Here is a 23,303-nt window from a genome sequence, read left to right as displayed (position 1 = left end):
CTCCTTCACTTACGACGGTTCACCAAGGCCATCCAATGACTTCTTCGTCTTCGGTTGATGAGCAAGGTTTTCGCAAACTGTTGAGCCGCAATGTCAGCTTGCCGCTGGGTATGGGCTTGCTGAGCGCGGTGTTTTTTGTCTCTTTGATCACTTATCTGTTGTCGGTGATCCAATGGCTCGAGCACACGGACCGGGTGATCAACAACGCCAACGAAGCGTTAACGCTGACCGTCGACCTGGAAACCGGGATGCGTGGTTTTCTGTTGTCCGGTGACGAGCATTTTCTCGATCCCTACGAAACAGCCAAACCGAGAATCATCGCTGCGCTCAAGACCTTGCAGGAGCTGACGGCCGATAACCCGCCGCAGGTTGATCGCCTGCGCAGGCTTGAGGCGTTGCAGGTGGAGTGGAACGATTACGCGCAGACCATGATCGACTTGCAGCACCGCAGTGGTGATTACCGGGCGGCCGTGAAATCCGGTCGCGGTAAGCGACTGACCGATGAAATCCGCAAGCAGTACGAAGATGTCATCGACATGGAGCAACAGTTGCGTATCACGCGCAACGAAGGGGTTCGACGCACGACGATCTGGAGCATTTCCCTGTATCTGCTGTTGGTTGCCGGTATCAGTGGTTTGCTGGCCTACGTCGGTCGTCGCGATTTGCTCAGCCTGTCGCAAAAGTACAGTGCCAACCTCGCGGCGCAACAGAGCAGCGCGCAACGTCTGGAAGAACAAGCCTGGCTGCGCAATGGCCAGACCGAATTGGCGGAACAGGTGCTTGGACAACTGACGTTAAATCGGTTGGGACGCAATATTCTGCAGTTTTGCGCGCAATACCTCGGCAGCGCCGTCGGCGCGATGTACGCCAAGGAAGAGCACGGAGGCCTCACGCGTATTGCCTCTTATGGTTTCTCCCGCGAGCAGGAAGGGCGCGAGCAAGCGATCAACAGTGGCGAGGGCATTACCGGCCAGGTGGCACAACAAGGTCGGCTGATTCGTCTGGATGAAGTACCCGCCGGTTATTTCAAAGTCAGCTCGGGGTTGGGTGAGGGCGTGCCGTGCAGCGTGCTGGTGGTGCCGACCCGTGATGACGATCGGGTCAACGGTGTCATCGAACTGGGGTTTCTGCGTGCCCTGACCGAGCGCGATGTCGAGTTGCTGGAGCTGATAGCCGGGAATATCGGCACCTCCATCGAAGCGGCACGTTATCGCCAACGATTGCAGGAAGTACTCGCCCAGACCCAGCAACTCAATGAAGAGTTGCAGGTGCAGCAAGAAGAACTGAAGACTGCCAACGAAGAGCTGGAAGAACAGTCGCGGGTGCTCAAAGAGTCGCAATGGCACCTGGAGACTCAGCAGGCCGAGCTTGAGCAGACCAACGAACAGCTCGCCGAACAGCGCGATGCGATGGATCGCAAGAACGGTGAGTTGAATCAGGCTCAGGTACAACTTGAGGAGCGTGCGCAAGAGTTGCAGCGTTCCAGCCAGTACAAATCCGAATTCCTCGCCAATATGTCCCATGAACTGCGCACGCCGTTGAACAGTTCGTTGATTCTCGCCAGGTTGCTGGCAGAGAACCCACAACAAAACCTCAGCGCCGAACAGGTGACATTTGCCGAGTCGATTTATTCGGCTGGCAACGATTTGCTCAACCTGATCAACGACATTCTCGATATTTCCAAGGTCGAGGCCGGCAAGCTTGAAATACGCCCGGAGAACACCAGTGTCGCGCGGCTGGTCGATGGCTTGCGCGGCATGTTTGAACCGTTGGCAGCGGACAAACATCTGGCGTTCAACCTCGAACTGCAAACGGATGCGCCGTTGATGGTGTTCACCGATCGTCAGCGTCTGGAGCAGGTGCTGAAGAACCTGTTGTCGAACGCTATCAAGTTTACCGAGAGGGGTAGCGTCAGCCTGACGGTGGCCAGGCAGGCGGGCGAGGGCATCGCTTTTATCGTCCGTGACTCGGGCATCGGTATTGCCAGTGATCAGCAGGAAAGTATTTTCGAGGCCTTCCGCCAGGCCGATGGCAGTACCAACCGTCGTTACGGTGGCACGGGGCTGGGCTTGTCGATTTCCCGTGACCTGGCAGCGTTGCTCGGCGGTTCGATCAGCGTCATCAGTGAACCGGGGCAGGGCAGCTCATTCACGCTGGTGTTGCCTGTGCAGTATGTCGACCTCGGCGATGAGCCGCGTGAGCTGCTGAAGATCGTACCGGTCGTCACGGCTCCCAAGGTGACTGCCGCGCCTGCACCGCTGATCGTCGAAGCGAAGATTCCGCGCTTTGCGGATGACCGTGACAAAGCGCCGTTCACTCGCCGTTGCATGCTGGTAGTGGAAGATGAAGTGAACTTCGCACACATCCTCTTCGACCTGGCTCACGAGCTGGGCTATCAATGCCTGGTGGCTCACGGCGCCGATGAAGGGTACGACCTGGCGAAACGCTTCATGCCGGATGCGATTCTGCTGGACATGCGCCTGCCGGACCATTCCGGGCTGACGGTGTTGCAGCGTCTGAAAGAACATGCCGAAACCCGCCACATCCCGGTTCACGTGATTTCCGTCGAGGACCGCGTCGAGGCCGCCATGCACATGGGCGCCATCGGTTATGCGCTCAAGCCGACCACCCGCGAAGAGCTCAAGGACGTATTCGCACGACTGGAAGCCAAATTGACGCAAAAGGTCAAGCGCGTGCTGCTGGTGGAAGACGATGACCTGCAACGCGACAGCATTGCCCGGCTGATCGGTGACGATGACATCGAAATCACCGCTGTCGGACTGGCCCAGGAAGCACTGGACCTGCTGCGCGAGACGATCTATGACTGCATGATCATCGACCTGAAACTGCCGGACATGCTCGGCAATGACTTGCTCAAGCGCATGTCCACCGAAGATATCTGCTCGTTCCCGCCGGTGATCGTCTATACCGGGCGTAACCTGACCCGTGATGAAGAGGCGGACCTGCGCAAGTATTCTCGCTCGATCATCATCAAGGGCGCGCGCTCGCCAGAGCGCCTGCTCGATGAGGTGACACTGTTCCTGCACAAAGTCGAATCGCGGTTGTCCCAAGAGCGGCAAACGATGCTCAAGACTGCCCGCAGCCGCGATAGGGTCTTCGAAGGCCGCAAGGTGCTGTTGGTGGATGATGATGTGCGCAATATCTTTTCCCTCACCAGCGCACTGGAGCACAAGGGCGCTATCGTGGTGATTGGCCGTAACGGTCGTGAAGCGATCGAGAAACTCAATGAGGTGGATGACATCGACCTGGTGCTGATGGACGTGATGATGCCGGAGATGGACGGTTTTGAAGCCACCCTCGAGATCCGCAAGGACCCGCGCTGGCGCAAGCTGCCGATCATTGCGGTGACGGCCAAGGCCATGAAGGACGATCAGGAGCGCTGCCTGCAAGCAGGTTCCAACGATTACCTGGCCAAGCCCATCGACCTGGACCGCCTGTTCTCGCTGATTCGCGTGTGGTTACCGAAGATGGAACGTATCTAAGTGGAGAACAATATCGACATCGAGCTGCGGTTGCTGGTCGAAGCGATCTACCTTAAATACAGCTACGACTTTCGTGATTACTCCGGCGCTTCGATCAAGCGTCGGGTCAATCACGCCTTGCATCAACTCGAATGCAAGACCATTTCCGCGCTGCAGGAGCGGGTGCTGCACGACCCGACGGCGTTCATGCAGTTGCTGCAATTGTTGACGATTCCAGTCAGCGAGATGTTTCGCGACCCGGCGCACTTCCAGGCCATTCGTCAGGAAGTGGTGCCACTGCTCAAGACCTATCCTTCGATCAAGATCTGGATTGCCGGGTGCAGCACGGGCGAAGAGGTCTATTCGATGGCCATTCTGCTGCGCGAAGAGGGCTTGCTGGAGCGCACCATCATTTACGCCACTGACATCAACCCACGCTCGCTGGAAAAGGCCAAGCAGGGGATCTTTTCGCTGGCGAACATCCGTGCCTACACCCATAACTACCAGCAGGCCGGTGGTCAGTGCTCGTTCGCCAACTACTATACGGCGGCGTATGACCACGCGATTTTCGACAAGACCCTGTGTGAGAACGTGACTTTCGCCGATCACAGCCTCGCGACTGACAGTGTCTTTTCAGAAACTCAATTAATTTCATGTCGCAATGTATTGATTTATTTCAATAAAAAATTACAGGATCGTGCCTTCGGGCTGTTTCATGAGTCGCTGTGTCATCGTGGTTTCCTGGTGCTGGGCAGTAAGGAGACCCTGGACTTCTCGACCTATGGCAAGCAGTTCGAACCTTTGGTCAAACAAGAACGGATCTACCGCAAGCATGCTGAGTAATATCCAGGCCAAATTGCTGATCGTCGACGATCTGCCAGAGAACCTGCTGGCGCTCGAAGCGCTGATCACCCGTGAAAATCGCACGGTGTACAAGGCGCTATCCGCCGACGAAGCCTTGTCATTGCTGCTGCAACACGAGTTCGCCATCGCCATCCTCGATGTACAGATGCCGGGCATGAACGGCTTCGAACTGGCCGAACTGATGCGCAGTACCGAGAAAACCCGGAGCATTCCGATTATTTTCGTCAGTGCGGCCGGGCGAGAGAGTCATTACGCGTTCAAGGGTTACGAAAGTGGCGCCGTGGACTTTTTGCATAAACCGCTGGATATCCACGCGGTGAAAAGCAAGGTCAACGTGTTTGTCGACCTGTACCGGCAGCGCAAGGCGATGAAGCTGCAGGTCGAAGCCCTGGAGCAAGGCCGTCGTGAGCAGGAGGCGTTACTCAAGCAATTGCAGGCCACGCAGAGCGAGCTGGAGCAGGCCGTGCGCATGCGCGATGACTTCATGTCGATCGTCGCTCACGAGGTCCGTACACCGTTGAACGGGCTGATCCTCGAAACCCAGCTGCGCAAGATGCACCTGGCCAGGGACAATGCTGCGGCGTTTACCCTGGACAAGATGCACGCGATGGTTGATCGCGATGAGCGGCAGATCAAGAGCCTGATCCGCTTGATCGAGGACATGCTCGATGTTTCGCGGATTCGCACCGGCAAGCTGTCGATTCGCCCCAGCCGTTTTGACCTGGCGCAGTTGACGGGTAACCTGTTGCAGAATTTTGCACCGCAGGTGGAGTCTGCCGAGTCGTCGGTGACGTTTGTCGCTCCGCTACCGGTGGAAGGCAATTGGGATGAGTTTCGCATCGAGCAGGTGGTGTCCAACCTGCTGACCAACGCCCTGCGTTACGGTGCCAAGCGTCCGATCGAGGTTCGCGTGTACAGCCAGGACGGTGAAGCGCGGATGGAGATCAGGGACCAGGGGATTGGCATCAGTGAGGAAAACCAGAAACGTATTTTTCAGCAGTTCGAGCGTGTGTCGGCGAAAACCGTGGTAGCCGGACTGGGTTTAGGGCTGTTTATTTCCGAGCAAATCGTCGCCGCCCATGGCGGATCCATCACTGTTGAGAGCAAGATTAATCAAGGTTCGTTGTTTCGTGTTTGCCTACCGCTGCAGGAAAACAGACAAAGCAACGCAACCTCTGCGTGACCGAAGGGTCGTATCAGCAGCTATTGACCGAACAAAGGCTTCCCATGAGTGAAGATGCACAAGACGTCGTATTGATCGTTGAAGATGACCCCTCGATCCTGATGGTACTGGTCGCCTATCTGTCGGGTGAGGGCTATCGGGTTTTGCAGGCTGTAGATGGCGAGCAGGCTTTCGAAATTCTCGCGAGCAAACCGCACCTGGATATGATGATCACCGATTACCGTCTGCCCGGTGGCATCTCCGGCGTACAGATTGCCGAACCTGCGGTGAAGCTGCGACCTGAACTCAAGGTGATTTTCATCAGCGGTTACCCGCAGGAAATTCGTGAGTCCGGCAGCCCGATCGCGCAAAAGGCTCCGATCCTCGCCAAGCCGTTCGATCTCGACGAATTACAGGTCTTGATGCACGAAATGCTTTCGTAAGCCCCAGGCAATACCCTGGGCAGCCGAAGGTTCGGGCCGCGTTCGGACGATCTTTCCGGGATCAAAGATCGCAGGCTGCGCCAACTCCTACGCTGGTTCAGGTGTATCGAGGTGATCCCAGTGCACGATGCACCGCGTAGGCAAGCTTAAACGCCCGTCGTAGCAGCTGCCGAGCCTGCGAGGCTGCGTTCGGCCGCGAAGCGGTCGTAAAATCAGGCAACACGTTCGTTCAGGAAAACAGCGTACACCGGATTGGCGAGGACTACGTCCTCGAACGCAGCCTCGCAGGCTCGGCAGCTGCTACGGGGGGCGGCACTGTTGATCGTTCCCACGCGCGTCTATCGAATCTTGTGGTCTTTTAGAGTCCCTGCTGCAACGCCGGGTCATCCGGATTCATTTGCTCAAGCTGTGCCAGCAGCACCTGAACATTCTGCAGCTGGCCGCTTTCCTTCCAGTAGTTGATCAACGTGACTCGCGCCTTGCGATCGGCCGGGTGACGCTGAACGATTTCCTGAAGCTGCTTTTGTGCGGCTTCGAGCTCTTCCTGGCCGTGCAAGGTGGTTGCCAGGTCGTAGCGGTATTCCCTGTTGTCGGGCGCAAGTTCTACCGCTTTTGAAAGACCGAGCAAGGCCAGCTCGTTTTGTCCGTGATGCAGCAACCACAACCCTAAAGCATGCTGCAGGTAGGCGGAGTCAGGTTGGGCCTTCAACTGCCTGGCGAGCATTTGTTGGGCAGCATCGGCCTGGCCCTGTTTATCCAGTACCTCGATCTGCATCACCAGCGCCGGCAAGTTGCCCGGGTCCAGGCGCAAGGTCTGATCGAGCGCCTGCTGTGCTGCTTTCACTTCAGCGTTGTGCAGGTGCAGGCGAGCCAGTTGGTATTGGGTCTCGGCGCTTTCAGGCTGACTATTCAGCGAGTGCTCGTATTCATCGATGACCTGCTGCAAAGGGCCGAAGTACAACCCCAGATCATCCGGCGAAAGCCCCAGCAACGCGTTCGCGGTGGCAAAACGCACGACTTGCTCGTGGTCCTCGAGCAATGGCCCGAGCAACAGGCTGCGTTGGCCGTTGGGCACCAGCCCGACGATGCTTTTGATCGCCGCCTGGCGAACCTCGACCACGGGGCTTTGCAGGTCGGCGTCTGCCAGTTTCAGTGCCTGCGGGCTCGGGTAATTCGCCAGTTCGGCATGCAACAGGACACGGCGCGTGTCCGACAAGTCCGGACGTGCCAACTGCTGATAGAGCACTCGCGCCGCACCGGGTTGGCCGTTGCGGGCCTTTTCCATGGCGTCGTGATAGCCCTGCTTGATCGCGGGGGGCACCTCTGGCGTCGTACTGCGCAGAGAAAACCAGGCAATGCCGACGGCAAACAGGACAAGCAGGCTGATGTACAGGTAGCGGCGAGGCATGGGCATGCAGGAATCCGGAATCTGACAGTGTTTGCAAAGCTGCCAGCATCGGTCAGCTGGCGCTGCGAGTCAAACCCGGGACGTGGTTAAAACCATACTTGATGGGCACATGTCGAGCTGAAACCTCTCACGTGTCGTCGCAGTGACTACGCTTGCTGGAGACGACTCGACGAGCGTTTCCATGCAAGCGTTGCTGCAGTACTTCAAGGCGATCCTCCACCCCGGTCCCGGGGTGTTGCTGTTTGCCTTGAGAACGATCACCGCCGGGCTGCTGACACTGTACCTGGCCTTTGTGTTTGACCTCGACCAGCCCAAATGGTCGATCATGGCCGTGGTCATCGTCAGCCAGCCGCTGGCCGGGATGGCGCTCGCCCGCAGTTTTGGCCAGGTCATCGGCACCACGCTGGGCGCAGCCGTGGCTGTGGTGATCATGGCGATCTTCCCCCAGGCGCCGGTGCCTTTCGTGATGACGTTGTCCCTGTGGCTGGCGCTGTGCACCGCCGGTGGCACCTTGTTGCGCTACACCAGTTCCCAGGCATTTGTGCTCAGCGGCTATACGGCAGTAGTGGTGGGGCTGTTGGCAGTGCCTGATCTGGAGGGCACCTTCCTGTTGGCCGTGACCCGCGTGACCGAGACGTTGCTGGCGGTTGCCTGTGTCTGTGTGGTCAGCCTGCTGACCGCGCGTCCGGAGGCTGTGGCCAAGGATTACTTTGCCAGGATCGATCAGGTGATCAAGCTGCTGGCAACCCATGCCAGCGCGGTCATTCGAACCGAGGAAAGCGAGGAAGACTTCCACCGTCGGCAAATGCAGCTACTTGGGCAGATCAGTGCGCTGGAGGGGGTACGCCGGCATTTGTATTACGACGCGCCGCGTTTGCGCAGTGCCGACGACCTGGTGCAATTGCTTGGCAATCAACTGCTGTTGCTGACCGCGCGGCTCACCGCATTGCGCCATCAGCGCGAGCTGTTGCTCGAACGCTGGGAAGGCGAGATCCCTGCCGAAATCCAGCATTTGCTGAACGAAGAGCTGACCTTTCTCGATGAACTGGCCCGGCAGGGGCGCGCGCTGTCCAGCGAGCAGCGGCACCAGTTTGCGGCATTGCAACAGCGCTTCGATGCACTGGCCTACCGTTCGGAGCAACTGACCGAGCCCTTGAAGGCCACCTTGCGCTCGCTGTCATGGTCACTGCGTTGGGAACAGGCGCGAATGCTCCAGCAGCTTGAAACGATTCTGGAATTGAGCGATGCGATCCAGAGCGGACGCAAGGCCAGTAGCGTGTTTCGCGGTCAGGCCAATCCTCTGCACCTGGATTTCACCCTGGCGACGATGAACGCCATCCGTGCGTTCTGCGCACTGATGGTGGCTGGCCTGATATGGATCGAAACCGGTTGGGACGGCGCCCGGGGCGGGATGATTGTGGCGGGGATCCTCTGCTCGTTGATGGCGACGTTTCCCCGCCCGTTGTTGGCTGCCCAGAGCTATGCCCGGGGCCTGGGGCTGGCGCTGGTGGTGTCGGCGCTGCTTGAATTTGCGCTGGTGCCGATGATCAGTAGCTTCGAGCTGTTGGCCCTGTTGCTGGCGCCATTGCTGTATGCCGTTGCGGTGGGGTTGTCCAGCCCGCCAACCACGGGGACGGGGATCGGGCTGGGATTGTCGACATTTCTGTTATTGGGCCCGCAGAACACCGGATTGGGGCAGAACACCGCGATCCAGTGGTTTGAATTTGCTGGCGCTTACACCTGCGCCACCGTGCTGGCGTTGAGTGTGTATGCCTTGATCTTCCCCTTCAGGCCCGTTCTGCGTATTCGCCGACTGCACCAGGAAAATTGCGAGCAGGTCTATGCCTTGCTGAAAAAACCGGCCACGGATGAAAACCAGTTTGCCTTCGAGAGTCGTCTGGTCGACCGTCTGACCACGATGCTGGGGCTGTTGCCAGCCATCCAGGACAAGCCTGCGCGCGACCTGTTCGAGGTCAGCCTCGGCTGTCTGGCCCTGGGCATTGCCTTGAACCAGCTCAGGCAGCAGGGGCAGAACAACCTTCTACTGAGCCCGCAGACGCAAACCCGGTTGTTTGCCACCGTTCAGGAAGCCGGGCGGCTGGTTGCCGGTCGGCCGAACATCGAAGTGGATCGCGTGATCGACAGCCTGCACGCCTTGGGCGATGAGCTGGACGCGCTGCACTGCAGCGTCCATGAACACCTGTGGTCAGTGTTTCGCATGCGCGTGGCGTTGTTGATCGTGGTGTCGTTCCTGGAGCGTCACCGTGGCCACTTTGAGCCTGTCACCTTGCAAGGAGTACCTGCGCTTGACCATTGATCTGGAAATAGGCGGTGTCTATCTGCCGCCGATTGCCCAGGCGCTGTTGCTGGGCTTGCCGATTTTCCTGGTGCTGGACTGGATCCTGCGGCGCCTCGGCGTGTTGCAGTTCGTCTGGCATGAAGCCTTGTTCGAAGGCGCGTTGTACGCCTGCGTGTGCGCGATGTTGATTCTGGCGATGGGAGCCTGATGTCTTGAAGAAGATTCTTGCCCAACTCTCGACACTGGCAGTGGTCGTGCTGGCTTTTGTGCTCGGCTGGTTTGCCTGGGAGCATTACACCCGCGCACCCTGGACGCGGGACGCACGGGTGCGTGCCGATGTGGTGACCTTGTCCGCCGATGTTGCAGGCCGCATCGTCCGCCTCGGCGTGCAGGATAACCAGCATGTGGAGAAGGGGCAGTTGCTGCTGGAAATCGATCCCTCGCGTTACGCCCTGGCGGTGGAACATGCCAAGCGTTCGGTGGAAGTGGCGAAGGCTTCTCTCGGGCAATCGCAAGCGACCATCGTTGCCAGCCAGGCGCTGCTCAAGCAGCGTCAAAGCGAGGAGCTGCGTCGACGGACCCTCAAGGAACGCATGGCGGTCTCTGGCGAAGAGTGGGAAAAATCCAGTACCGAGGTGTCGGTGGCTCAGGCCGATTTGCTGCGCAACCAGGCCAACCTGGGTTTTGCCCAGGCCAATGTGCAACTGGCCATCGCCGCATTGGCCGAGGCTGAACACGATCTGGAGCGCACCCGGGTCGAATCGCCGGTCAGTGGCTACGTCACCAATCTGCTGACTCGGCAGGGCGATTACGCGACTGCGGGCGGTCCGCTGGTGGCGCTGGTGGACAGCGACTCGTTTTATGTCAGCGGCTACTTCGAAGAAACCAAACTGCCACGAATCGCGGAAGGTGACCGGGTCGACATCGAACTGATGAGTGGCGAACGTTTTGGCGGCACCGTGCAAAGCATCGCCTTCGCTATTGCCGACCGGGAAAACCTGCCCGGCGGCCGTTTGCTGGCCAACATCAACCCGAGCTACACCTGGGTCAAACTGGCGCAGCGGGTGCCGGTACGGATTCAGATCGATGCCGACTACGCCGGAAAAAACACGCTGCGCGCCGGGACCACGGCTACGGTGACTGTCCAGGAAACCCGCAAATCCGACGATCACCGCTAACACGGGAGATTGTGGCGAGTCGCCAAAGTTTGCAGGCAAAAAAAAGCCCCGCGACCGAATGAGGCGCGGGGCAAAAAATTTGGTTGGTTGCGGCCAACCAAAGGAGCTCTTGAAAGGGGATTACCTGCTGGCGACCGTCTCGGGTTGCCAGCCACCGCCGAGGGCCTTGTAGATGGCAACGATGCCACGGTAAAGGTCGACCTCGGCCTGGGCCTGGGAATCCTCGGCGGCCAGGCGCTCACGTTGCGCGTCGAGCAGCACCAGGAAATCCACGGTGCCTTCGCGGTAGCGAATTTGCGCGAGGTCAGCCGCGGCACGGCTTGACTCACTCTGACGAATCAGCGAGATCAGGCGCTGTTGACGTTTACCGTAATCGGAGAAGGCGTTCTCCGATTCTTCCAGCGCTAACAATACTTGCTGCTCGTAGGTCGCCAGGGCGCCTTCGGCGTTAGCGTCCGCGGCCCGCAAACGAGCGCGGACGCTGCCCAGATCGAAAGCGGCCCAGGTAATGCTTGGGCCGAGCGCCCAGGCGCTGGCTGCCGAGGAGCCGATCTGCGAACCACGCCCGGCGGTGAAACCGAGGAAGCCGCTGAGGCTGACCCGTGGGAACAGATCGGCCTTGGCCACGCCGATTCGCGCGGTGGCGGCGGCCAGTTTGCGTTCGGCACTGCGGATATCCGGACGGCGTTGCAGCAGTTCACCCGGATCACCAATTGGCAGGGCCTTGGCAATCGCCGGCAAGTTGGCCGGACTGAGGTCGACGGTCAGTTTGTCCGGTCGTTCACCGAGCAGGGTGGCGATGCGGTTGCGTTGACGCACCTGCACTTCTTGCAGTTGCGGCACGCTGGCTTCGACGGAGGCGAGGCGGGCATCGGCGCGAACCACATCGAGCTGATCGCCGACGCCGGCATCACGCAGGCTCACGGTGATTTTGCTCGACTCTTGCTGGTTCTGCAGGTTAGCCAGCGCAATTTTTTCCCGCAGTTGCGCACCGCGCAGTTGACCGTAAGCGTCCACCAGTTCGGCAATCATGCTGACTTGCAGTTGGTGCAGGTCGGCTTCGGCCACTTGCTGATCGGCATCAGCGGCTTCCAGGTTGCGCTGGATGCGGCCGAACAGGTCGACTTCCCAGGCCATGTCCAGGCCCAGGTCATAGCGCTCGCTGTTGACGCGCTGAGTGGTCTGGCCGGGAATCTGGCCTTTGGCCAAATCACTGCTGGCGCGGCTGGTGACGTTGGGTGTGGTCTGGGTGGCCGCGTCATCACGGAACGCCCGAGACGCCTTCAAGCGCGCATATGCCACTCGCAGATCACGGTTGCCCTGCAACGACTGGGTCACCAACTGATTGAGGATCGGGTCATCGAACTGCTGCCACCAGACACCTTCGAAGCGTGCGCGGTCGAAGTTCTTCTGACCGTTGGCGCCGTCGGTGGCGGCCGTGATGTTGGCCGCCTCCGTTGCCGGGGTCTTGTAGTCCGGGCCGACGGCACAGGCACTCAGGGCCAGTACCAGCAAGCTCGGCAGGAAGGCTTTCAGGCTCATTGTTGCGCCTCCAGTTTCAGGGCCTTGGCCGCTTTGCGGGCATCGCTGCGTTCCACAAAACGACGGATCAATACGTAGAACACCGGCGTCAGCAACAGACCGAAGAAGGTCACCCCGAGCATCCCGGAGAACACCGCCACACCCATGGCGTGACGCATTTCTGCACCGGCACCGCTGGAGAACACCAGAGGCACCACGCCCATGATGAAGGCGAAGGAGGTCATCAGGATCGGCCGCAGACGCAGACGGCAGGCTTCCAGTACCGCGCTGAGCGGGTCCAGGCCTTCCTCTTGCTTGTCCTTGGCGAACTCGACGATCAGGATCGCGTTCTTACAGGCCAGTCCCACCAGAACGATCAAGCCGATCTGGGTGAAGATGTTGTTGTCGCCACCGGAGAGAATCACCCCGGTAATCGCCGACAGCAGGGTCATCGGGACGATCAGGATCACCGCCAGCGGCAGGCTCCAGCTCTCGTATTGCGCGGCCAGTACCAGGAACGCCAGCAGTACGCAGAGCGGGAACACGAACAGCGCGGTGTTGCCGGACAGAATTTGCTGGTAGGTCAGGTCGGTCCACTCGTAGGTCATGCCGTTAGGCAGTTCGTCCTTGAGCAGTTTTTCGATGGCCTGTTGCGCTTGGCCGGAGCTGTAGCCAGGGGCTGCGGCGCCGTTGATTTCAGCGGTGATAAAGCCGTTGTAGTGCATCACGCGGTCCGGGCCCGAGGTGTCGCTGACCTTGATGAAGGTCGCCAGCGGGATCATCTCGCCTTTGTTGTTACGCACTTTCAGCTGGCCGATCTGGTCCGGTTCGAGGCGGAACTGCTGCTCGGCCTGAACGTTGACCTGATAGGTGCGACCAAAGCGGTTGAAGTCGTTGGCATACAACGAACCCAGGTAGATCTGCAGGGTGTCGAAGATGTCGCTGACGGCCACGCCGTGGGTCTTGGCTTTTTCGCGGTCGATGGCGGCATCGACCTGTGGCACGTTCACGGTGTAGCTGGTGAACAGCCCGGCCAGTTCCGGCACGCTGCGGCTCTTGGTGATGATGTTCATGGTTTCTTTGTACAGTTCGTCATACCCCAGGTTGCCCCGGTCTTCAATCTGCAGGCGGAAACCACCGATGGTGCCCAGGCCTTGTACCGGCGGCGGCGGGAAGATCGCCATGTAGGCTTCCTGAATCCCGGCGTACTGGCCGTTCAAGGCTCCGGCAATGGCACCAGCCGATTGGCTTGGGTCTTTGCGTTGGTCGAACGGTTTCAGGGTGACGAACACGATGCCGGCGTTAGGGCTGTTAGTGAAGCCGTTGATCGACAGGCCAGGGAAGGCCACTGCGCTTTCCACGCCAGGCTGTTTAAGGGCCAGGTCGGACATGCGCTTGATCACATCTTCAGTGCGGTCGAGGCTCGCCGCGTCCGGCAGTTGGGCGAAGGCCACCAGGTATTGCTTGTCCTGGCCGGGCACGAACCCGGTCGGGGTGTTCGAGAACCCGAGGAACGTCAGCGCCATCAGGCCGGCGTACAGCAGCAGGGCGATGCCGCTGCTGCGGATCACACGAGCCACAGTGCCGACATAACCATGGCTGGCACGATCAAAGAAACGGTTGAACGGACGGAACAACCAGCCACCGAAAATACCGTCGAGGACCTTCGAGAAACGGTCCTTGGGCGCATCATGACTTTTGAGCAACACGGCCGCCAACGCTGGCGACAGGGTCAGCGAGTTGAAGGCCGAGATTACCGTGGAGATCGCAATGGTCAACGCGAACTGCTTGTAGAACTGCCCGGTCAACCCGGAGATGAAGGCCGCCGGGATAAACACGGCACACAGCACCAGCGCGGTGGCGATGATCGGTCCGGTTACTTCACGCATGGCGCGCTTGGTCGCTTCGACCGGTGTCAGCCCGAGGCCGATATTCCGTTCGACGTTTTCCACCACCACGATGGCGTCGTCGACCACGATACCGATGGCCAATACCAATCCGAACAATGACAACGCGTTAAGCGAGAAGCCGAACAGGTGCATCACGGCGAACGTACCGATCAACGACACCGGTACCGCCACCAACGGAATGATCGAGGCACGCCAGGTTTGCAGGAACAGGATCACCACCAGCACCACCAGAATCAGTGCTTCGAACAGCGTGTGCACCACAGCTTCGATGGAACCGCGAACGAAGATCGTCGGGTCATACACGATGCTGAAGTCCATGCCTTCGGGGAAGCTCTTCTTCAGCTCGGCCATTTTGGCGCGCACTTCGTTGGAGATCTCGATAGCGTTGGAGCCTGGACGCTGGAAGATCGGGATCGCCACGGCCGGTTGGTTGTTCAGCAGGGAGCGCAAGGCGTACTGGCTGGAGCCCAGTTCGACACGAGCAATGTCCTTGAGGCGAGTGATTTCACCGTTTTCGCCAGAGCGAATAATGATGTTCTCGAACTCTTCCTCGGAGACCAGGCGACCTTGGGTGTTGACCGAGAGCTGGAACGCGGTGGCGTTCGGCGCTGGCGGCGCACCTAGGGCACCGGCGGCGACCTGGCGGTTCTGTTCGCGAATCGCGTTGACCACATCGGTCGCAGTCAGGTTGCGCGAAGCGGTCTTGTTCGGATCGAGCCAGACCCGCAGCGAGTAGTCGCCCATACCAAACAGTTGCACGTCACCGACGCCGCCCAGCCGCGCCAGCTCATCCTTGATGTTGAGCAAGGCGTAGTTGGACAGGTAGAGCATGTCGTAGCGCTTGTCCGGCGAGGTCAAGTGCACAACCATGGTCAGGTCGGGCGAAGCCTTGTCCACCGTGATACCGATCCGGGTCACTTCGGCGGGCAGCTTGGGCTCGGAGCGGGTGACACGGTTCTGCACCTGAACCTGTGCGTTGTCCAGGTCGGTGCCCAGCGCAAAGGTGATGGTCAGGGTGATCTTGCCGTCAGCGGTGGACTGCGAGGACATGTACAGCATGTTCTCGACGCCGGTGATGGCTTGCTCCAGCGGAGCGGCCACGGTTTCACCGATGACTTTAGGGTTGGCACCCGGGAAGTTGGCGCGGACCACCACGGTCGGTGGCACGACTTCCGGGTATTCGCTGATCGGTAGCTGGAACAGCGAGATGCTGCCGGCGATCAGGATCAACAGCGAGAGCACCGCTGCGAAGATCGGCCGTGAAATGAAGAATTGGGAAAAATTCATCGGAGTTGTCGTCCCTTAACCGCGTGGAGTCGCAGCGGCGAGTTTCACAGCCGTACCCGGCGCAACCTTGGCAGGTGCGACTTGGGGCAGGTTGCTGGCTTCAAGCGCTTGGCGTTGTTGAGCGAGGGCCGCGAGGGTTTCCTGGCTGGCCATCGGGATCACTTCAGGTGTCACCGGGGAACCCGGACGCACCCGTTGCAAGCCCTTGACGATGATCGTGTCGTCCTTGTTCAGACCGCTGCGCACAATGCGCAAACCTTCGATCTTCGGTCCCAGTTCGACGGCGCGATAAGCCGACTTGTTGTCGGCGTCCATCACCAGTACAAACTTTTTACCCAGGTCGGTACCGACGGCTTCGTCGTTGATCAGCACGGCGGAATAGGTCCCGCTGCCCACCAGTTTCAGGCGAGCGTAGAGGCCGGGGGTGTATTCGCCCTTGCTGTTGTCAAACACGGCGCGACCACGGATGGTGCCGGTTTTCGGGTTGACCTGGTTGTCGACGAAGTTCATCTGGCCCAGATGTGGGTTGCCTTCTTCATTGGACAGACCAAGGTAAACCGGAGTGGTTTGACCGCGTTGGCCCTGGCGGGCGAGCTGGGTGTACTTGAGGTACACACGCTCATCGGCGTCGAAGTAGGCGTAAATCTTGTCGGTGGAGACCACGCTGGTCAGCGCGGTGACATCGGCGGTGACCAGGTTGCCGGCGGTGATTTCCGCACGGCTGACGCGGCCACTGATCGGTGCAGTGACGCGGGTAAAGCTGAGGTTCAGTTTGGCCAGGTCCAGTTGCGCCTGGAGGGCGCCGACAGCGGCTCGGGCCTCTTGGGCGGCGCTGCTGCGCGAGTCGGCCAGCTCGGCAGAAATCGCATTGCTGGTGCGCAGGCGCTCACCGCGTTGGGCTTCGTTTTCGCTGCGGGTAGCATTGGCGCGACCTTGGGCAACCAGGGCTTCAAGACGGCGGACCTCAGCCTGGAAGGGGCGAGGGTCGATCTGGAACAGCAAATCGCCCTTTTTCACAAGGGCGCCTTCGGTGAATGCGACTTCGTCGATCTGGCCTGACACCCGAGGACGAATCTCGACGGTTTCCGGTGCCTCGAGGCGGCCGGTGAAATCGTCCCACTCGTTGACCGGTTGTTCCAGCACCTTGGCCACGCTGACTTTCGCCGCAGGCATGGCGGCAGCGGTGCCCGGGGTCTTGCCGCAGGCGCTCATCACCAGCATGGCCAAAACGGCCAAGGGGAAGCGCAAATGTTTGAATGACTGTTCCATGGATACATCCGCCACTGTATTGAGATGGGCGGATGATGCTCGGCGGGGCTGTATCAAACGAATCGAATGAGGCAAAGGTAACTATCATTCGGAATGATATAAGCGCCGAGTTAGCCCTCTAGCATGGGGCTTTCGTTAGGCGGCTATCAATGTGCCTGATGACAATTCAGTGTTGCGGGGAGTGCAAAGGTCAGGTTGAAAACCGAGTCGCGGTCATCGTGAGCAAGCTCGCTTCTTGCTGTGCCCGAACTGCCTGAGCCGTTACCAGCTTTCGGCTTTTTCGGTGATCGACCTTGCGCTTGGTCAATCTGGCCAATAGTGGGCTTACAGGTCCGTTGTATGACGGGTCTTCATGTGCGGAATTGATGATATGAAGTTGTTTAGACCGTTGCTTCAGCGGCCTGTGGCGTTGCTGTGGGGAGGGCTGGCGCTATCCTCGATCGGCGACGAATTGTTCGCGATCGCTGTCGCCTGGATGGCGGTGCAGATCGCCGGCACCGATGCGAGTTGGCTTAGTGCGTTGCGCGGCGGGGCGGCGCTGGCGGGCGCGTTGCTGGGAGGGATCTGGGCCGAGCGCTGGGACCATCGACGCACGATGATCGGCGCTGACCTTGCGCGGGCCGGGCTCGCGCTGATTCCGATGCTGGCTTGGGCGTTGGGCATCCTGAGCCTGTGGATGCTGGCGGTGCCGGTCATGCTCATGATGATCGTCAACTCTTTGTTCGAACCGGCCATGCGCGCCAGCCTGCCACGCATTGTCGCGGCGCCGGACCAGTTGCAGGCCGTCAACGCGCTGTTCGACGCAATTATCCGGGTGGCCCGGGTGATCGGGCCGATGCTGGCCGCGGCCATTACCTTGCTGATTCCGCTTGAACATCTGTTTACCCTCAATAGCCTGACGTTCCTGATCTCGGCCTGGGCGGTGATGAAGCTGAGGACGGCATTGCCTCGCCAACCGGTCAAGGTGACGAGCCGGCGTGCCGCCTTCACCGCCGGTTGGCGCAGCCTGGTCGGTCGTCGGCAGATGCAGGCGGTGTATGCGTGTGCGGGGTTGGGCAACGTCGCCTGGAGCCTGGGCATTTCCATCGGCATGGCGCTGGCCGTGGTCAAGTACGACATCCAGGGTTTCGGTGTACGGGGCTTTGCCGCCTACGGCCTGATCATGGGCGCCTATGGTTGCGGTAACCTGATCTCTATTTTTGTCGTCGGCAACCTGCATATCCGACGCTTGTACGGTGGTTTTACCTTCGGCTCGGTGGTCAACGGCCTGGGCATTGCGACCATCGGTGCGGCGGTGATGTACCTGCCAGCGGAGTACGTCCTGGTCGGGATGATGTTCGGCGCAGGCCTGGCCGCGCTCGGCGGGCCGCTGATCGACATCTCGTTCATTCTGCTGATTCAAACCACGTTCAGGCAAAGCGAGATTGCCGGGCTGGCAAGGTTACGCTATGCCGCGCTGGGGGCCTCCATTCTCATTGCCGGGGCCTGCGGTGCGGCACTTTATGCCCGGTTCGAAACCGGCATGGTCATCGTCGGCAGCGGGATTTTTGAAGTCATCGTCGGTGCGATTGTGTTGCTCGTTCCCAAGGACAATGAAGCCGTCTACGCGAACACGGGTGAAGAGCCTCTGTTGGATGGTAATGAGGTCACCCGATGAGCGCTTTTCATGAGCATGTGAAAGACCACGCCGAACGTACGCCACGCTGAGTCATTAATGCCCGGGCATTGGGCTGCTTGGGCGTTTTACATCGCGTTTTCGCCTTGCCGAGTCAGGGCTCGCAATGCGGCTCGATTGAGGCAATCGGGGCGTACGCAGTAACAGGCTGATTTCCTCTGCACTGACCGCTCTGCTGAAAAAGTGGCCCTGAATTTCATCGCAGCCGTTTTCATGCAAGAAGGTTTGCTGCTCCTGGGTTTCGACACCTTCGGCAATGACCCTGAGGTTCAGTGTGTGCCCCAACGAAATCACTGCAGTGGCGATGGCTTTGTCGTTCTCGTTGTCGGGCAGATCGCGCACGAAAGACTGATCGATCTTGAGTCTCGCAATCGGGAAGCTTTTCAAGGCTGCAAGGCTGGAGTAGCCGGTGCCGAAGTCGTCGATCGAGAGGCTGATCCCCATTGATTGCAGTTCTTTCATTTTGTTGATGGCTTGCTGAAGGTCTTGCATGATCAGGCTTTCGGTCAGCTCCAGCTCAAGGTACATCGGGTCCAGTCCGGTTTCTTTCAAGGCATGCCTCACTCGATCGATCAGGTCCCTTTCGATAAACTGGCGTGCTGAAATATTCACCGACATGGTGATCGGCGGCCAGCCCGCATCCTGCCAGTCCTTGTTCTGTCTGCACGCGGTATGAATCACCCAGTCGCCGATGGGCACGATCAACCCGGTTTCTTCGGCCTGCGGAATGAATTTGATTGGAGACACCATGCCGAGCTCGGGGTGCTGCCAGCGGATCAGTGCTTCTACGCCGATAATCTGACCTGACTGCAAATCCACCTGTGGCTGGTACAGCAGCAGGAACTCGTCATTGTTGAGTGCACTTCGAAGCCCGTCTTGCATGGCGAGCTTGCCCTGAACCTTGTTATTCATCTCGCTCGTATAGAACTGGTAACTGTTGCGACCCAGCTCCTTGGCCCGGTACATCGCGGCGTCTGCGTTGCTGAGCAACGTGTCGGTATCGCTGCCGTCGGCAGGGTAAGTGGCCAACCCCATGCTGCAGGTGACGTGGAGTGTATGTCCGCTTAGCTGAATCGGCCGCAGGATGGCTTCCTGGATTTTGTGCAGGGCAGGGGTAACGCCGTCGAGGTCTGAGGGCTGGTCGAACAGGATGATCACAAACTCGTCGCCACCCAGTCGCACGACGGTGTCGGTGCGGCGTACACATTCCAGCATGCGCTGGGCGACGGTTTTCAGCAGTTCGTCTCCAGCACTGTGCCCAAGGCTGTCATTCACCAGTTTGAATTTGTCCAGATCGAGAAACGCCACCGTCACCTGGCGGTTGTAGCGCTGAGCATAAAGTATTGCCTGCTTGAGGCGGTCTTCGAGCAGTGTGCGATTCGGCAGCCCGGTCAGTGCGTCATGGTCGCCCATAAAGCGAATGCGCTGTTCGGTAAGTTGGCGTTCTATTGCAATGCCGGCAAGCGGTGTCGCCATGTCGATCAGTCGCGTCTCGGTCGAGCCAGGGCTGCGTACAGTGTTGGAATACAAGGCAAACGTACCCAATACCTTTCGCTCATGGGACAGGATCGGCGTCGACCAGCAGGCGCGAAACCCATAGGGCGCAGCAATTGAACGGTAATCCTCCCATAGCGGATCCAGCTCGATATTCGTGACGATGACCGGTTCTCGTCGATACACAGCGGTGCCGCATGAACCGACGTTCGGACCGATTGCAATCCCGTCAATGAGCTGGTTATAGGCTTTCGGTAAACTGGGCGCAGCCCCGTGCAGCAGGTGCTTGCCATCCTCATCCAGCACCAGGATGGACACCATCATCCCCTCCAGTTGGGACTCGACCAGGTGAGCCAGGCTGTCGAGGACTTCTGCAAGCTCGGTACTCCTGGCGATCAGCTCCAGGACATGACCTTGTCCGGCACGGATGATGGCTTCTTGCTCCAATCGACTGTTTTGCACGGCGAGCCGCTCTGTGGCGATACTCAATTGAACCGATTTTTTTTCCAGCTGAAGTCGGTCTTTGAGGAATTGATTCACCGCGCGCGCCATGTTGGCGATCTCGTCCTTCCCATGCTCCGCCATCATCAAATGCGTTTTGTCAGTGTGTTCCTGACGCAATTGCCGGCTTATTGCATTCAGGCGCACGAGCACATGACGGCCCATGAAGACCCGGGTCACAAACCAGGCGAACACCAGGCTGGCGCCCAACATGATCAACACCCATTGCTGGCTACGGTTTGAGGCCTCCACCAGGCGCTGTACGGCTTCGCGATAGTCTTCGGTGTAAGCACTGGATTGCGCACGGGCCAACGCGACCAGAACCCCGGCCTCATTCTTCAGCTCCTCATTGAACCGCTGTATGACGTTGTGCTGATTGATGAGCTTCAGGCGTAGGGAGAAGAGCTTGGGTATCTCGACATCAGCGTCGGGTAACTTGCCTGTGGTGCGTGACAGGTGCTCATACCGGATCTGCAGGCGTTGCACGGCATCACTGTCAACAGCCTGCGGCAGATCGAAAAGTAACACCGCCAGCTCCAGGCTGACCCGGGTCTGGGCCGCGGTTAACCGGGCGGTGTGATCCTCCAGGGTTTGCTCGAAGGTGACCTCGGTTTGCAGCAGGCTTTCGCGCAATTGCGCAACGATGTTGGCGGTATTGCGGAACATCTGACTCGACTGATACATGTCGAGTATCGCCACGCCACTGTTCGCGGCAGTCAGCTGCTGCACCAGCTGATCAAGGGCTTCAAGCTGTTCGACGGTCGCTGCATAGCTTGAACGCAGGGTGTCGGGGGAGCGGGTTGTCAGAAGCTGATCGGTCTGGCGTTCGATCAGCAAGGTACGATGCAGCATGTCTTGCCCATTTTGCATGCGGACCAGTCGTTCATCCGTCAGCTGGCGGGTGGCGCTGTTTGATGTGCGCAACGCGTAGACCGCAGTTGCACCACCCGCCAGGATCAGCAGCGCCAGTGTCAGAAACGCCAGTGTGAACTGTGCGCGTAGCGATTGCGGCAACAGCTGGCGTCCGAGCCGGGAAATGACGTCCAATGTCAGGGGTTCCATTGGTGGCGATAGATGTCTCGATAACCATTGTCAGGGTCGTACTGGAATTTCTTCCCGCCGTCGAAGGCGATATTGTCGGCATTGACCAGGTGAATCGGTGCTACGAAGCCGCTCACCGGCTGACCTGCAAACAGCCGGTTCAACTCATCCATCACTTGCCAGCCATGCAGGTTTAGCGGCTCGGCCACGGTGACGGTCTGGTAGGTTTTTGCCTGTATGCGCAAGAAAGCCGAAGCGCTGCCATCACCGGCGGACAACAGACTGATGCTGTCACTGGGTATTGCAGCGTTGGTCAATGAGGCAATCGAGTAGTCGAAATAGATATCGTTGATGGCCAGCGTGTGGGTCCAGCGCTTGCCATAGCGCTGAAGCAGCTCGTTGGTGATCGTCGGCATCTTCTCGCCACTGTCGGAGATCGCGACATCGCGCACTTCCAGCAATGTACATTCCCGACAGGCCCGAATGACGTTTTCCATGGCGTTGGCTTTCGCCATGGCGATGCTGTATTTGGAGTCGGTCAGGATGACCACGCCGGCGTGTCCGTTTGACTGTGCCACTGCCGCCATGGCCGTGAGGCGAGCCACTTCGAGCGGGTCGGTCGTGACGTTCATGGCCACCGGCGTGCCGTCAATCGGCCCGGGGCGTGCCCCAGCGTGCCAGCCGACCACCGGCACATCCCTGTTGGCGAAGAGGATCAGCGCCGCATTGTTCTCAAGGGCATCGGAACCGCACAGAATGAGGCCGTCGGGTTTCGCTGCCAGGGCATCGGAAAAGGCCTTGGCGCGCCCGGCCGATGACCCAGCGCCATCGAATATTTTCAGCGTCCAGCCCATCGCCTTGGCTGCCTCGCGAGCGCCCTGCGCGACACCGACAATTCCACCGTTACGCAAATCTTCTGCGACAAGGGCGATGCTCTTGCCCCGCAGGGCTTGCGGGCCGGATTCAGGGCCGCTCCAGCGAACGGCTTCGAGGGTGGCCCTGGAAACGATTTCCTGCGCTTGAATCACCGTAACCGTGGCGTTTTCGACACCCGCTGCAGTTGGCAGGTTCTGGCCGTATCCGGGAGTTGCCGTGAAAAGACAGAAAACCGCAATTGAAGTCATCCAGGGTAACCAAGGCCTGATCAGGCAGGTTCGATCACCGCATGTGATGCCGGGTCTGGAGCCGATGGCGCGATCATAGTCTGGCATGGCGTCCCTTTTTGCCGAGAGTGCAGCGTTCACTATCCGCAAGGATAGTCGGTTCTGCTGTCATCAGGTCTTTTGTGGGTAAAGCCTGTGAACTTTAGTCCTGAACATTCAGGAAAAGGGGCAGGGCGCCTCTCTCTGGCGCCCTTTCAGAACCATAAACTCGGAAACGTCTACACAGTAGACCTGGTCATACGCTCATCTATGGGCTTATGCGGTATTTCGGTCGGAATAGGTTTCTTGCCAGTGCAGAATCTGCTGTTGGATATTCCAATGAATAATGTGCTTGTAGAGTTTCTCGACGAAGGCCACTTCGAACCCGGCGGCGACTGCCCACTCGCGACGGTCTTCGAGCATCGCCGCGACCCGCTCTGGAGCGGGGATAGCCCGCTCATTGGCTTTGAATTGCGCAGCGGCTTTTACATAACCCAGGCGTAGTTTCAAGGACTCGAGGATCTGGCGATCATAAAAATCGATGCCTGCCCGAATATCATTGAGGTTTTCGCAGGCTTCAGGTGTTTTAAGTGGCGACATGGTGCTTGTCTCAAGGTGTGTTGAAAA

General features: G+C 59.2%; 15 protein-coding genes. 8 read left to right on the top strand and 7 right to left on the bottom strand.

All coding sequences use genetic code 11. The annotated features are described in order from the left end of the window. Nucleotides 1-35: 35 nt before the first annotated feature. From AC3WK5_RS03185 to AC3WK5_RS03170, 4 genes are read left to right on the top strand one after another with little or no spacing between them, the layout of a single operon-like run. Nucleotides 36-3,503, top strand: coding sequence for a response regulator (locus tag AC3WK5_RS03185; protein ID WP_103314526.1), 3,468 nt, complete (start codon nucleotides 36-38; stop codon nucleotides 3,501-3,503). Then, on the top strand, nucleotides 3,504-4,325 hold the full coding sequence (locus tag AC3WK5_RS03180; protein WP_103314527.1) for a CheR family methyltransferase: 822 nt from the start codon (nucleotides 3,504-3,506) through the stop codon (nucleotides 4,323-4,325). It begins immediately after the preceding gene. Beyond that, nucleotides 4,315-5,529, top strand: a complete 1,215-nt coding sequence (locus AC3WK5_RS03175; protein WP_103314528.1) for a hybrid sensor histidine kinase/response regulator — start codon at nucleotides 4,315-4,317, stop codon at nucleotides 5,527-5,529. Before AC3WK5_RS03180 ends, AC3WK5_RS03175 begins: the two co-directional genes overlap by 11 nt. 44 nt (nucleotides 5,530-5,573) lie before the next feature. Next, nucleotides 5,574-5,951 (top strand): response regulator, encoded by a 378-nt coding sequence (locus tag AC3WK5_RS03170; protein WP_054597203.1) that lies wholly within the window; start codon nucleotides 5,574-5,576, stop codon nucleotides 5,949-5,951. A 358-nt stretch (nucleotides 5,952-6,309) separates the two neighbouring features. Here AC3WK5_RS03170 and AC3WK5_RS03165 read toward each other — a convergent pair whose 3' ends face one another. Further along, on the bottom strand, nucleotides 6,310-7,365 hold the full coding sequence (locus AC3WK5_RS03165) for a tetratricopeptide repeat protein (RefSeq protein WP_103314529.1): 1,056 nt from the start codon (nucleotides 7,363-7,365) through the stop codon (nucleotides 6,310-6,312). Nucleotides 7,366-7,540: 175 nt separating this feature from the next. On the opposite strand from AC3WK5_RS03165, the gene AC3WK5_RS03160 reads away from it, so the two are divergent. From AC3WK5_RS03160 to AC3WK5_RS03150, 3 genes are read left to right on the top strand one after another with little or no spacing between them, the layout of a single operon-like run. After that, the gene (locus tag AC3WK5_RS03160; protein WP_103314530.1) at nucleotides 7,541-9,676 is read left to right on the top strand and encodes an FUSC family protein; all 2,136 of its coding nucleotides are present in this window, start codon (nucleotides 7,541-7,543) and stop codon (nucleotides 9,674-9,676) included. Then, nucleotides 9,666-9,866 (top strand): DUF1656 domain-containing protein, encoded by a 201-nt coding sequence (locus AC3WK5_RS03155; RefSeq protein ID WP_103314531.1) that lies wholly within the window; start codon nucleotides 9,666-9,668, stop codon nucleotides 9,864-9,866. The genes AC3WK5_RS03160 and AC3WK5_RS03155 overlap by 11 nt, the downstream gene beginning before the upstream one ends. A gap of 4 nt (nucleotides 9,867-9,870) precedes the next feature. Continuing rightward, the gene (locus AC3WK5_RS03150; RefSeq protein ID WP_103314532.1) at nucleotides 9,871-10,836 is read left to right on the top strand and encodes an HlyD family secretion protein; all 966 of its coding nucleotides are present in this window, start codon (nucleotides 9,871-9,873) and stop codon (nucleotides 10,834-10,836) included. 120 nt (nucleotides 10,837-10,956) lie between these two features. Here AC3WK5_RS03150 and AC3WK5_RS03145 read toward each other — a convergent pair whose 3' ends face one another. Genes AC3WK5_RS03145 through mexE form a run of 3 tightly spaced genes read right to left on the bottom strand, consistent with a single transcriptional unit; the run spans nucleotide 10,957 to nucleotide 16,823 of the window. After that, nucleotides 10,957-12,378: an efflux transporter outer membrane subunit gene (locus AC3WK5_RS03145; protein WP_103314533.1), complete on the bottom strand. Its 1,422-nt coding sequence runs from the start codon at nucleotides 12,376-12,378 to the stop codon at nucleotides 10,957-10,959. Beyond that, entirely contained in the window at nucleotides 12,375-15,554 is a 3,180-nt protein-coding gene (locus tag AC3WK5_RS03140) for an efflux RND transporter permease subunit (protein WP_103314534.1), read from the bottom strand. Before AC3WK5_RS03140 ends, AC3WK5_RS03145 begins: the two co-directional genes overlap by 4 nt. A gap of 15 nt (nucleotides 15,555-15,569) precedes the next feature. Further along, nucleotides 15,570-16,823 (bottom strand): multidrug efflux RND transporter periplasmic adaptor subunit MexE, encoded by a 1,254-nt coding sequence (mexE, locus tag AC3WK5_RS03135; RefSeq protein ID WP_054597210.1) that lies wholly within the window; start codon nucleotides 16,821-16,823, stop codon nucleotides 15,570-15,572. 370 nt (nucleotides 16,824-17,193) lie between these two features. On the opposite strand from mexE, the gene AC3WK5_RS03130 reads away from it, so the two are divergent. Then, nucleotides 17,194-18,480 (top strand): MFS transporter, encoded by a 1,287-nt coding sequence (locus tag AC3WK5_RS03130; protein WP_158248904.1) that lies wholly within the window; start codon nucleotides 17,194-17,196, stop codon nucleotides 18,478-18,480. A gap of 54 nt (nucleotides 18,481-18,534) precedes the next feature. On the opposite strand, the gene AC3WK5_RS03125 is transcribed toward AC3WK5_RS03130, so the two are convergent. From AC3WK5_RS03125 to AC3WK5_RS03115, 3 genes are all read right to left on the bottom strand, one after another. Beyond that, nucleotides 18,535-21,555, bottom strand: coding sequence for an EAL domain-containing protein (locus AC3WK5_RS03125; protein WP_103314536.1), 3,021 nt, complete (start codon nucleotides 21,553-21,555; stop codon nucleotides 18,535-18,537). Further along, nucleotides 21,543-22,562: a substrate-binding domain-containing protein gene (locus AC3WK5_RS03120; protein ID WP_103314698.1), complete on the bottom strand. Its 1,020-nt coding sequence runs from the start codon at nucleotides 22,560-22,562 to the stop codon at nucleotides 21,543-21,545. Before AC3WK5_RS03120 ends, AC3WK5_RS03125 begins: the two co-directional genes overlap by 13 nt. Nucleotides 22,563-22,952: 390 nt before the next feature. Beyond that, nucleotides 22,953-23,276, bottom strand: a complete 324-nt coding sequence (locus tag AC3WK5_RS03115) for an isochorismate lyase (protein WP_054597213.1) — start codon at nucleotides 23,274-23,276, stop codon at nucleotides 22,953-22,955. Between the last annotated feature and the right edge of the window lie 27 nt (nucleotides 23,277-23,303).

The organism is Pseudomonas sp. FW306-02-D09B, from assembly GCF_058782685.1.
This window is presented reverse-complemented; position numbering and strand designations above follow the sequence as displayed.

Excerpts from the sequence above, each read along its gene's own strand:
- AC3WK5_RS03185 (WP_103314526.1), top strand. The coding sequence starts at position 36 with ATGACTTCTTCGTCTTCGGTTGATGAGCAAGGTTTTCGCAAACTGTTG.
- AC3WK5_RS03175 (WP_103314528.1), top strand. The coding sequence starts at position 4,315 with ATGCTGAGTAATATCCAGGCCAAATTGCTGATCGTCGACGATCTGCCA.
- AC3WK5_RS03170 (WP_054597203.1), top strand. The coding sequence starts at position 5,574 with ATGAGTGAAGATGCACAAGACGTCGTATTGATCGTTGAAGATGACCCC.
- AC3WK5_RS03165 (WP_103314529.1), bottom strand. The coding sequence starts at position 7,365 with ATGCCCATGCCTCGCCGCTACCTGTACATCAGCCTGCTTGTCCTGTTT.
- AC3WK5_RS03160 (WP_103314530.1), top strand. The coding sequence starts at position 7,541 with ATGCAAGCGTTGCTGCAGTACTTCAAGGCGATCCTCCACCCCGGTCCC.
- AC3WK5_RS03145 (WP_103314533.1), bottom strand. The coding sequence starts at position 12,378 with ATGAGCCTGAAAGCCTTCCTGCCGAGCTTGCTGGTACTGGCCCTGAGT.
- AC3WK5_RS03140 (WP_103314534.1), bottom strand. The coding sequence starts at position 15,554 with ATGAATTTTTCCCAATTCTTCATTTCACGGCCGATCTTCGCAGCGGTG.
- mexE (WP_054597210.1), bottom strand. The coding sequence starts at position 16,823 with ATGGAACAGTCATTCAAACATTTGCGCTTCCCCTTGGCCGTTTTGGCC.
- AC3WK5_RS03130 (WP_158248904.1), top strand. The coding sequence starts at position 17,194 with ATGAAGTTGTTTAGACCGTTGCTTCAGCGGCCTGTGGCGTTGCTGTGG.
- AC3WK5_RS03125 (WP_103314536.1), bottom strand. The coding sequence starts at position 21,555 with ATGGAACCCCTGACATTGGACGTCATTTCCCGGCTCGGACGCCAGCTG.
- AC3WK5_RS03115 (WP_054597213.1), bottom strand. The coding sequence starts at position 23,276 with ATGTCGCCACTTAAAACACCTGAAGCCTGCGAAAACCTCAATGATATT.